The organism is Actinomadura barringtoniae, assembly GCF_017573505.1.
GTDB classification, from domain to species: domain Bacteria; phylum Actinomycetota; class Actinomycetes; order Streptosporangiales; family Streptosporangiaceae; genus Spirillospora; species Spirillospora barringtoniae.
Map to the genome: position 1 here is coordinate 348,997 of NZ_JAGEOJ010000013.1, position 11,630 is coordinate 360,626.

8 protein-coding genes are annotated in these 11,630 nt (G+C 70.2%); all 8 read left to right on the top strand.

Annotation, left to right across the window (positions count from 1 at the left end; genetic code table 11):
* The first annotated feature begins 183 nt into the window (after nt 1–183).
* The 8 genes from J4573_RS31530 to J4573_RS31565 all read left to right on the top strand — a co-directional run bounded on the left by J4573_RS31530 (nt 184) and on the right by J4573_RS31565 (nt 10,872).
* Nucleotides 184–1,038 carry a hypothetical protein gene (locus tag J4573_RS31530; RefSeq protein WP_208259533.1) on the top strand — a complete coding sequence of 285 codons (855 nt, stop codon included), beginning with the start codon at nt 184–186 and terminating at the stop codon, nt 1,036–1,038.
* Between the two features lie 183 nt (nt 1,039–1,221).
* Nucleotides 1,222–1,629: a pilin gene (locus J4573_RS31535; RefSeq protein WP_243773829.1), complete on the top strand. Its 408-nt coding sequence runs from the start codon at nt 1,222–1,224 to the stop codon at nt 1,627–1,629.
* A gap of 56 nt (nt 1,630–1,685) precedes the next feature.
* Complete coding sequence (locus tag J4573_RS31540; RefSeq protein ID WP_208259534.1) at nt 1,686–3,623, top strand: TrbL/VirB6 family protein; 1,938 nt, start codon at nt 1,686–1,688, stop codon at nt 3,621–3,623.
* Nucleotides 3,620–4,612, top strand: a complete 993-nt coding sequence (locus J4573_RS31545) for a PrgI family protein (protein WP_208259535.1) — start codon at nt 3,620–3,622, stop codon at nt 4,610–4,612. The genes J4573_RS31540 and J4573_RS31545 overlap by 4 nt, the downstream gene beginning before the upstream one ends.
* A 224-nt stretch (nt 4,613–4,836) precedes the next feature.
* Entirely contained in the window at nt 4,837–6,438 is a 1,602-nt protein-coding gene (locus J4573_RS31550) for a VirB4 family type IV secretion system protein (RefSeq protein ID WP_307797042.1), read from the top strand.
* Entirely contained in the window at nt 6,435–8,948 is a 2,514-nt protein-coding gene (locus tag J4573_RS31555; protein ID WP_307797043.1) for a DUF8128 domain-containing protein, read from the top strand. Before J4573_RS31550 ends, J4573_RS31555 begins: the two co-directional genes overlap by 4 nt.
* The gene (locus tag J4573_RS31560) at nt 8,945–9,880 is read left to right on the top strand and encodes a replication-relaxation family protein (protein ID WP_208259536.1); all 936 of its coding nucleotides are present in this window, start codon (nt 8,945–8,947) and stop codon (nt 9,878–9,880) included. The genes J4573_RS31555 and J4573_RS31560 overlap by 4 nt, the downstream gene beginning before the upstream one ends.
* Nucleotides 9,880–10,872 carry an NlpC/P60 family protein gene (locus J4573_RS31565; RefSeq protein ID WP_208259537.1) on the top strand — a complete coding sequence of 331 codons (993 nt, stop codon included), beginning with the start codon at nt 9,880–9,882 and terminating at the stop codon, nt 10,870–10,872. The genes J4573_RS31560 and J4573_RS31565 overlap by 1 nt, the downstream gene beginning before the upstream one ends.
* The last annotated feature ends 758 nt before the right edge of the window (nt 10,873–11,630 follow it).

An 11,630-nucleotide genomic window follows, 5' to 3' on the forward strand; every position in this document is an offset into this window, starting at 1 on the left:
CGTACTCCCGGCCGCGCCTCGCAGATGCGTTCTCGCTGGTCGGTAGCTGGTTAGTGCATCTGGGTCCCGAATCGGGGTCTTCCACGAGGGCTCTACGGGCCCTCCATGAGTTCTCTCTGGGTTCTCCATCCGGTGGTGGCAGATGGCCTCAACCGATCCGGCCACCACCTTCCGGGGGACACCATGACCGCCCACCAACACCTCCCACGGCCCAGCCGCCACAACACCGCACCCGCCGCCGCACTCGACAGCTGCAGCCGTGGCCGCCGACGCAACCCAGGGCTTGCACTGACCATCGCGGAGAAGAGCTTCCAGCTCCTCGTCACCGGGCCGCGCCCGCTGGCCCTCGACGGTCAGGCGGTCGGCCACGGGTTGCCCGCCCGGTCTGTTGACCTGGGTGAACTTCGCACGCTGCTGCTCAGCCGGAACGCCTCCGACGAGCTCAAGGACGCCGCGTGGGCTGAGCTGCTTCGGCAGGCGCGCACTGGCGACCCGGCCTGGGTGGTCGGCTGCGTCGGGGTGGCCATGCCCGGGCTGAAGAGTGTCGCGGGCCGGGCGATCCGCACCAGCCCCGAGCGGTTCGCCGAGGACATCGTGTCGGAGATCCTCACCGAGTTCGTCGCGCAACTCCAGCGCATCGACATCACCCGTTCGCACATCGCCGCTCGGCTGCTGGTCTGGGCGGACCGTAAAGGCGCCGTTCGTGCCCGTGCCGGTGCCCTTCAGCAGGTCCCGACCGACCCGGTCGAGCTGAACACCACGGCGCCGCATCCGGTGAGTGAACCAGCCAGCCTGCTCGCCGACGCGGTACGCCAGCAGATCATCACTGCGGCCGAGGCCAAGCTGATCAACACCACGCGGCTGGAGAGCGTTCCTCTGGCCGAGTACGCACGGGTCTGCGGGGAGCCCGAAAAGAAGCTCTACAGCAGGCGGGAACGCGCCGAGGCCCGGCTCGTCACAGCGATCGGTGAAGGTCAAGTCTCGGCAATCTCTGCCAGCGACGTGCAGAGGAACGGCCCTTTTCCCGGTGCTTCATAGGTGCCAGACGAGAACAGCGGGCCCGGGGGCGGCTCGGGCGGACGGTTCACCCGGTCGCCGCCGCATCCACCTTCCATCTGAGTTCCTCGAAGGAGGACACCCAGAGCCCCGCCGCTCCCGGCCCGCATCATTCGTCCGGCATCCGAACTCATCCGAACCTCGCGTTCATTCGGAGGCCTTCCTATGAACACCAGGCACCACTCCTCGCAACCGCCCCGCTGCACCTGCGCCGGTCAGCGGCGCGGGGTGAGCTGGATCCGGCTCACCCTCGCCGTCGTCGTCTGGACGGCGGGGTGTGTGATCGCCGCGCTCACCGTTCCGGGGATCGCGGACGCGACGACGCATCTTGCGGCGGCGACTCAGCTCAGCCAGGTCATCACCAACATCCGCAACGTCATCGTCGGTCTGCTGGTCGGCTTGGCCACGTTGTTCGCCACGATCGGCGGGGTCCGTTACATCCTGGGCGGCGGTGACCCGAGTGAGATCGAGTCGGCCAAGCGCACGTTGCGGTATGCGGCGATCGGTTATGGCGTCGCGGTGCTGGCCCCGGCCCTGGTGGAGATCCTCAAGGGCATTGTGGGGACCAAGTGACACCCCCGCTCAAGTTTCCACGCGGGCCCGCTCTCACACCCTGGCGACTCCTCACCGTGGTGGCTCTGGCAGCCGCGATCGCGGCTGGGCTGGTCGTCGCCAACATCGCCCAGGCACACGCCGCCCCCAGTGAGGCGGGCGCGGCCCTGCTCTCGGTCTCGAGTCCGGCCGAGCCGACCCCGCCAGCGCCGTTGCCCTCGCAGCAGCCGTGGATCGAGGCGCCCGGCGGTCAGGACGGAGCGCCGGTGAATCCGGCGCCGTCCAAGCCGCCGCCCGGGACGATGTCGGGGCCGGGGAAGGTGTGCCAGGGCAAGACCAAGATGAAGACCCACGGGCTGAACCCCAACCCGGAAATGTGGTGCGAGGTCTCACCCGGCAACTGGGAGAAGGTCGACCCGAACGACGTCGAGGCCGTCCCGGGTCAGAAGGCGTGCGCGGGCAAGCAGAAGCAGCTCATGAACCCGGCTGCGCCGCTCCCCGACACCCTCTGTGAGACCGCGCCGGGCAAGTGGGAGCAGGATCCGACCTCGCCCTACAAGCCGCAAGGCACGGCCCACAAGGACCAGTCGTGCGGCTTCGGCGACGTCGCCTGTTACGCCAAACAGGCGATCAATGGCTGGTTCACCGACCTGATCGCCTCGGCGAAGAAGCCGATCCTGGACTTCGTCGCCCGGTCGCTGATGGGCACCCCGGAGATCAAGTCCACGAGCATGCAGCGCGTGCGGGAGATGTGGGGAGTCACCCGCACGATCGCCAACACCTGCTTCGTCCTTCTCGTCACCGTGGCCGGCGTCTTGCTCATGGCCGGACAGTCCCTGCCCGGGCAGATGTCGGCCAAGGACCTACTGCCCCGGGTAGTGCTGGCCTTCCTGGCAGTGAACCTGTCGCTGATCTTCCTCAGCTACGGCATCGAGTTCGCCAACGGGCTGGCCGAGGCGTTCCTGCGCGACGGCCCGCAGAAGATCAACCCGAGCGTGCTGGCCGATGTGATCGGCGGCAGCATGACGGCCAACATCGCCTCCGGCGGAACCTTCTTCGCCATCATCGCCCTGGTCGTCCTGATCCTCGCGCTGTGCCTGGCGTTCATCTACATCATCCGCATCGCCTTGACGATGGTGCTGGTCTCGGCCGCACCGCTGGCGTTGATGTTCCACGCATTGCCGCAGACCGACGGGGTCGCCCGGTTCTGGTGGCGCAGCACCTTCGGCGTCGGCGTCATCCCCGTGTTGCAGGCCCTCACCGCCGCCACGGCCGCGCATCTGTTGTTCACCGAGACCAAGGACAGCAGTAGTGACTTCGCCGGAGTCCCTACCGGCAACGACCACTGGGACCTGCTGCTGGCGGTGGCGCTGCTGTACGTGATGGTCCGCATCCCGTCCTGGACCGCCCGCACCATCTGGCGCGCCGCCACACCCCGCATGCTCACCCAGCTCGCCAAGACCTTCATCCTCTACCGCGGAATCGGAGCCCTCATGAACCGCGCCGGACAAGCCAACAGCACCCGCACAGCCGGACGAGCCACCGGCGGCACGGGCCGCGCTCCTCGCAACCAACCACTACCGGATCGGCGCCAGCCCGGCCCCCGCCCTCAGCGGGAACAGGCTTTCCGACCCAGGCGGCCCGGACGTGGGCGAGGGGGTTACTGGGACAACCCGGCGCCGTTCACGCCCAGAATGCCTCCCCTGCCGCCCGAACCGGGTGACCCCGAGCCGCCCAGCAACGGGCGAGGCGGGCGGCCGGTGCAGCTCCCGCTGTTCCCCAGCCCGGTCCGGCCCTCGGGGGCTCCTGCCGGGCCGGTGCAGCTGGCGCTGCCGATCCCGGTCTCGCGCGTCCCGCGCCCGACACCACCACTGGCCGCGCCGCCTGCGCCTCGGCCGGTCCGGCCGCCTCAGGCTCGGCAGTTGATGTTGCCCGGCATGCCCAAACGGCCCGTCCCGCACCGGCAGATGGTGCTGTTCCGCGACCCGCCCCGGCGCACCCGGAGGAACCGATGACCCGCCAACTGGACGAGGCACCGTTGACGGCCAAGATCCCCGCCGACGTCGACCAGCCCGACAAACTCATGTACGGGCTCACCGGACGGCAACTGGCCGTCCTGGCCGTCACCGCCCTCGCCAGCTTCGGGATCTTCACGGCGGTCCGCGCATGGCTGCCGCTGCCCATGGTGATCGCGGCGGTCTTCCCCGTGGTCGCGGCCGGGGTCGTGGTGGCGGTCGCGCGGCGCGACGGGATGGGCCTGGACCGGTTCGCCCTCGCCGCCCTCAACCACCTGCGCATGCCCAAGGAGAGGGTAACGGCCTCCGAGCCGATCGCACCGCCGCCCGCATGGTGCCGGATGCGCGGACAGCTTCCCTCGCCCTTGCAGCTACCAGTGCGTGCCGTGCGCGAGGACGGCGTCATGGAGTTGACGGAGGGCGGCACGGCGGTCTTGGTCCGGGCAGGCACGGTGGCGTTCGCGCTGCGCACCGCCAGCGAGCAGACCGCGCTGGTGGCAATGTTCGGCCGCTGGCTCAACTCCCTCGACACACCCGTCCAAATCCTCGTGCGCGCCCGGCCCATGGACCTGTCCGGGCTGGCCTGGCACCTGACCGACACCGCACCCGCGCTGCCCGACCCAGCCTTGGAGCGGGCGGCACTCGACTACGCCGCGTTCCTCACCGACCTGCACCACTCCCGCAACCTGCTGATCCGCGAAGTCCTCATCGTGATCGGTGACCACACACCCACCCAAGCCACGCCATGGCTACCAGGCCGCAAGCGCCAAGCAGCTCGGGAGGTGGGAGCCGCCGTGGTGCTGCGTCGCGCGGCTGAGACCGAGCGCGCCCTGGCCGCCCTCGGGGTCACCGCCGAAGTGCTGGACGCCGACGCCTGCACCGCCGCGCTCGCCGAAGCGCTGTCCCCGGGCGAGACGCACATTCTCAACGCTGCCGACCCCGACGAGGTCATCACCGCCAGCGCACACGATCAGGAGGCGAGTCGATGAAGCTCACGTTTCCACAGCTCCGATCGCAAACGCGCCGAGCCGACGACGCCGCGGACCTCACGCAAGACCCGGCGAGCATGCCCGGCCCTTCCGCGCTGCGGACAACGGCGCGGTCGGTGGAGTTGCCCGGAGGTGTGTGTGCCTCCTTCGCAGTGGCCGGCTACCCGCGAGAAGTCGCCGCGGGCTGGCTAGAACCTCTGCTCACCTATCCCGGCCGACTGGACGTGTCCTTGCATGTGGAGCCGATCCCGCCTCTGATCGCGGCGCAGCGGCTGCGGCGCCAGCTCGCCCGGCTGGAGTCCTCCTCACGCGCCAACACCGAACACGGACGCCTCGCCGACTTCGGCGCCGAAGCCGCAGCCGACGACGCCGCCGAACTCGCCGCATCCCTAGCCCGAGGCCACGGGCGGCTGTTTCGCCTCGGCCTCTACCTGACCGTGCACGCCACCGACTCCACCGAGCTGGGCGCCGAGCTCGAACGAGTGCGGGCGTTGGCCGCGTCCCTGCTCTTGGACGCGCAGCCGACCACCTTCCGCGCATTGCAAGGCTGGACCAGCACGCTGCCGCTCGGCACCGACACGATCAGGATGCGCCGGGCCTTCGACACCAGCGCACTCGCCGCCGCGTTCCCCTTCACCTCACCCGACCTACACCCCCACCTTGGCCAAACGCCGGTGATGTACGGCCTCAACGCCTACTCCTCCGGGGTGGTGTTGTGGGACCGGTTCGAGCAGGACAACTACAACTCGGTCACCATCGCCCGCTCCGGCGCCGGGAAGTCCTACTTCACCAAACTCGAAGCCGCCCGGCTGATGTACCACGGCGTACACGTCGCAGTGATCGACCCCGAAGACGAATACGCCCGCCTCGCCGACGCCGTCGGCGGAACCCGCATCGCCCTCGGCGCCCCCGAAGTCCGCTTCAACCCCTTCGACCTGCCGCACGGGCAAGGCGAAGACACCCTCATCCGGCGGGCGCTGTTCATCCAGACCCTGATCGCGACCATGCTCGGTGAACCGCTCGCCCCCACAGTGCGGGCCGTGCTGGACCGGGCGGTCATCGCTACTTACGCCAAGGCCGGAGTGACCGCCGACCCGCGCACCTGGAAACGCCCCGCCCCTCTGCTATCCGACCTGGCCGCCCAGCTCGACCACACCGCACAGGCCGAGGACGGCACCGAAGCCGACCGGGAAGCGGCGGCCGAGCTGGCCGCACGGCTTGCCCCGTACGTGTCCGGGTCCTATCGCGGCCTATTCTCCGGCGCGACCACGACCCGGCCCGAGGGGCATCTGATCGTGTTCTCGCTGCGGGACCTGGCCGACGAGGTCCGCCCGGTCGGGATGCTGCTGGCCTTGGACGCGATCTGGCGACAGGTCACCAACCCCGCCGATCGGCGCCGTCGCCTGGTCGTGGTCGACGAGGCATGGACGCTCATGCAACAGACCGAAGGCGCCAAGTTCCTCTACCGCCTCGCCAAATCCGCCCGCAAACACTGGACCGGACTCGCCGTCGTCACCCAGGACGCCGCAGACCTTCTCGCCTCCGACCTGGGCCGGGCGGTCATCGCCAACGCCACCACCCAGCTCCTCCTCAGACAGGCACCCCAGGTCATCGACCAGATCGCCGACGCCTTCGGGCTCACCGAGGGCGAGCGGGCGTTCCTGCTAGCCGCCGACCGAGGCGAAGGGCTGCTCTGCGGCGGCGGCACCGCCGCAGAACGAGCCGCATTCAGCGGCCACGCCAGCCCCTTCGAACACCACCTGGCCACCACCGACCCCGCCGAGATCGCCGCTGACCGTCACCACCAGGCAGGAGACCCGCTGTGAACAACCTCGCGCACACCCCAGTCGGCCTCCTCGCCGATGCCGGCGGCTGGCAAGCCTCTCTCGTTCACTGGATCAACCAGGCGATGAAGGATCCTGGCCACCTCACCAGCCTGGCCACCGAGTACGGGCTGGCGTTCGCGGCGACCGCCTGCACCGGTGCCGCACTGCTTGCCGGGGCACGGGCTGCGGTGTGGCGGTGGCGCAGTCAGCGCCTCACCGACGGGGCCCGGCTGATCGAGATCGCGCTCCCACCGGGCGTCGAGGAGACCAGTGCCGCCACCTGGTGGCGGCACCTGATGGGCCTGACCGCTCCCGCGTGGAAGCGGGCCGTCTTCGGTCAGCCGCACTTGGCGTTTGAGTTGGTGGCTGGTGCGCACGGGCTGCGGGTGCAGATCTGGGTTCCTGGCACCGTCCCACCGATCCTGATCGAGAAAGCGATCCGGTCCGCCTGGCCCGGCGCCACCCTCACCACAAAGCCCGCCACCGCACCCATTCCACTGGAGGCGGCCTGCGCGGGCGGGCGCCTGGTACTGGCGCGTCCCGACCACTACCCACTGGCCACCGACCACAAGACCGACCCATTGCGGGCCTTGCTCGGTGTGTTCTCCGGCCTGCGCGACGGCGAGTACGCCGCCGTCCAGGTCCTGGCCCGGCCCGTCGTCGGACGTCGCCTGACCCGCGCGCACAAGGCTGCCGCCGCGCTGCGTGGCGGCCGCTCCACCGCGCCCCAAGGCGCGCTGTTCGATCTGATCACGCCCGGCATGTCCGCCCACCGCAACCCGGGCGACCTCACCTGGCTGTATCCAGAGCGCACCGAGGAAGTGCGAGCTGTCCTCGGCAAGGCGGCCCAACCGCGGTTCGAAGTCCAAGTCACCTACGCCGCAGCCACCACCCGCCCCGACCTCACCAAGCGCCACACCGAGAGCCCGGGGCGAGACACCTCCGCTAAGGGATGGCTCCGCGGCAACGCGCACCAGATCGCCTCCACCTACGCCCTGTACACGCGCGGCCAGCAGTTCCTTCGCCGCAAACGTCTCGCCCATCCCGCTGTTCAGATGGCCAGCCGCCGCTTGGGGCGCGGCTACCTGTTGTCGGTGGACGAGCTGGCCGCGCTGGCGCACCTGCCCTACGACCTGGCCGCGCCCGGCGTGGTCCGCGCCGGTGCCGCCCCAGTAGCGCCCTCACCCGCCGTACCTTCCAGCCACCTGGACGGCGCCGGACCCGTCCGCATCCTCGGCGACGCCGAAGCCGGACCCACACGCCCGGTCGCAATGCCAGTCACCGGCGGCAGAGAGCACACCCACCTGCTAGGGCAGACCGGCGTCGGCAAGTCCACCCTCCTGGCCAGCATGATCCTGGCCGACGCGCACGCCGGACGCGGCGCCCTGGTCATCGACCCCAAGGGCGACCTGATCGCCGACATCCTGGACCGGCTCCCCGAACGAGCCGTCGGCAACACGGTGGTGTTCGATCCGCTCAGCTCCGACCCACCGCCCTGCATTAACGTGCTCGCCGGACCCGACCCGGCCTTCGCGGTCGAGTCGATCGTCACCACCTTCCGCCGCTGCTTCTCCTCGGCCTGGGGACCCCGGCTCGATGATCTGTTGCGGTCGGCGTGCCTGACCCTCACCCGTACGCAAGGCCCGACCGCCACCTTGGCCGAGGTTCCCCGGTTGCTGACCGATGCCGAGTTCCGCGCCCGGCTGGTCGGCAAGCTCGGCCCCGACAATGCGCTCCTGCGGGGGTTCTGGGACACCTACGAAGACCAGGGGCCGGGCGGGCGAGCGGCGATGATCAGTCCGGTCATGAACAAGCTCCGGGCGGTGCTGCTGCGGCCCTTCGTCCGCCAAGCCCTGTCCGGGTCGTCCTCGACCGTGGATCTGCGGCGGATGCTGGATGGCGGCGGGCTGGTGCTGGCCCGGCTGCCCAAGGGGGTCCTGGGCGAGGACGCGACCCGGCTGTGCGGGTCACTGTTGCTCGCGCACACCTGGCAGGCCATCACCCCACGCGCTCTCCTTCCCGAGGCGCAGCGCCGCGACGCCGCCGCCTACGTGGACGAGGCACACAACTTCCTCAACCTGCCCGGCTCGATCTCCGACATCCTCGCCGAGGCCCGCGGCTACCGCTTCGGCCTGACCCTCGCCCACCAGCACCTCACCCAACTACCCACCGACCTACGCGAGGCCTTGTCGGCCGACGCCCGCAACAAGCTGTACTTTGCTGTCTCGCCCGAAGACGCCGACCGCCTCGCCAAACCCCTGGAGCCGCTGGTCACCGCGCACGACCTGTCGCACCTGGGCGGCTTCCAGGCGGTCGGCCGGGTCATGAACGGGAGCACGCCGACACCGGCGTTCACCTTCCGCACCCGGCCACTGCCCGAACCCGTCCCAGGCCGCGCGCAAGCCGTGCGCGCCGCCTCCCAACAGCGCTACGGAGCCAAGACCGGTCCGGATGCGCGGCGCTTCCGCGCCCGTGACCCGTTCAGCCAGCCCGGTGAGGATGTGTCATGACGCCGCGCACCAGGCCCACCCGCCGCAGCCGTTCCGGGGGTGCGCGTGCGCCGAGGACGAGTCCGGAGCTCATCGCCGAGCTGGCGTTCCGACTCACCGACCGCGACCGGCAGATCCTCCGGCTGGTGTGGGAACACCGTGTCCTCACTACTCAGCAGCTCGCTGACTTGAGGTTCCCGAGCCTCGTCCGCGCGCAACAGCGGCTGCGGGTGTTGCATCTGTGGCAGGCATTGCTGCGCTTCCAGCCATGGGTTCCGGTCGGCACCGCCGCCCTTCACTGGGTGCTCGGACCCGCCGGTGCGCACGTCCTGGCCGTCGAAGACGGCACCAGCGTCCGCGAACTGGGCTACCGGCAAGACACCGCCCTGGATATCGCAGTGTCATCCAAGCTCAGCCATCAAGTCGGAGTGAATGAGTTCTTCACCCGCTTGCACGCCTACGCCCGCCACCGCGACGACGGCACCCAGCTCCAGCAGTGGACGCCCGAGCGGCGCTGCGCCTCGCTGGACGGCGGCCGGGTCAGACCCGATGCGTACGGCCGATGGAGCGAGACGGTCTCGCGACAGGGGCCGGCGAGCGTGGAGTTCTTCCTCGAGCACGACACCGGCACCGAAACCCTCACCCGCGTCGCAGCCAAACTCCACGGCTACGCCGCCCACGCCCGCACCACCGGCCACCTCACCCCGGTCTTGTTCTGGCTGCCCAGCACGGCTCGCGAAGCCAACCTCCGCCGGCTCCTGACCGATCCACCCGTACCAGTCGCCACCGCCGTCCACACACCAGACACGGCACGGGAGGGACCAGCCGGAGCGGTGTGGCTCCCGGCCGGGGTCACCGCGCCTCGTCGCCGGTTGGCCGACCTCGCCAACGCATGGGAGTTCACCGACCCAGAGCCTGCACCCGGCAGCGACCTGTTCACCAGGGGCCCCTAATGCCGGTGATCGTCGCCGGAGTCGCCGTCCTCGTGCTGGCTGTGGTCCTGTTCGCCGGTGCCCTGGGCGGCGTGCTCGGCGCTGCCCTCCCCGGCGGTGGAGATGCCGCTTGCCAGACGGGTCCGGGCCGGGCTGCGATTGCGCAGATCCCGGCCGCCTACCTGCAGGCGTACGTGAAGGCGGGGGCTGAGTACGGGATCCCGTGGAACGTGCTGGCTGCGGTCGGGGCGATGGAGTCCGACCACGGCCGGGGTAATGGCTCGGGAGTCAGGTCGGGCCGTAACTCGGCGGGTGCGGCCGGGCCGATGCAGTTCGTGTCCGGTACCTGGGACGGCTACGGCGTGGACGGTGATCACGACGGCAAGAAGGATGTGTACGACTCGGCGGACGCGATTCCCGCCGCCGCGCGTCTGCTGAAGGCCAACGGTGCGCCCGAGCACATGGAGCGGGCGCTGTTCGCCTACAACCACTCCGACATCTACGTGAAGAAGGTCCTGGCCCAGGCCGCCGCCTACGGCAAGGACGCGGGCGCGGCCTCATGCCCGGTGGTGCCGGTGGCGGCATCTGGGCGGGCGGCGGTCGCAGTGCGTGCCGCGCTGCGCTATCTGGGCACCCCGTACTCGTGGGGCGGCGGCGGGCCGAACGGTCCCAGCACTGGTATCGCGCAAGGTGCGGGGATCGTCGGGTTCGACTGCTCCGGCCTCACCCTCTATGCGTGGCATCAGGCGGGGATCTCCATCCCGCGGACCTCGCAAGACCAGTGGTCGACCTTGCCGCACGTGCCGGCGGGGCGCGAGGCTCCCGGCGATCTGGTGTTCTTCAAGGGCGCCCTCGGCTCGATGAGCCGCCCCGGACACGTCGGCCTGGTGCTGGGCGGCGGAAAGATGATTGAGGCGCCACACACCGGCGCCCGCGTACGGATCAGCTCCATCCGGACCCGATCGGACCTGGTCGGCTACGCCCGCCCCGGAACCGGGTCTGGCACGGCTTGATCGCATCATGCTGCCCATATGACCTAGCGCTCCCCTCTCCCTCCGCTCAACGCCCTGGTGAGCGCGCATCAGGCGGTGATTCCGGCGCAGGCCACAGGCTTAGACGACGCGGAGGTCAGGCTGTACCGCGCGGTGTGCGGTGGGAAAGGTCCAACTCGACTTTGCGGAGCAGACGATCGTCAAGGACTGGCGCACTGCACGACCTCGGCCTGGAATAGGCGAGCACGATCGTCCACGAAGCGATGCAGGCTGGCGGCGGCCGAGTCCCCCACGGTCTCGGCCGCACGCCGCACCCACAACAAATCGGCCGGGCTCAACGACGCCTAGCGTGCCCTAAACCCCCCAGCTCAGGCGCCCCCTGAACGTCGGATCCAGCGGCCGATGCGCACGAGATTAGGGGCGCGATCCCCCGCACCTCCACCGCTCATTCCACCGATGCGATGAGCGGCCGGTCCTGCGCGGCCAACGGCCACAAGCTGCCGGGGCAGGTACGGGCTCGGATGTGCGCTAATCGGGCCGCAACCACCGGCATGGGATCGGGCTCCGGACGCGCGCGACGCTCGGGCCGTAGAGCGTGTCACCGCGCCCCTGGCGGGACGCGGTGACCTCCCGGTGCCTGCGGCGGCGGGCGCGCGGGCGGACCGGTTTAGGGGGCGGTGGTGCCGCATCTGGGCGGGTCCAGGAAGCGGCATAGGCTGCACCCGCCCGCACCGTCGCAGCCATTCACCTCGGAAGCGGGCACGATGCCGTGGCTGAGG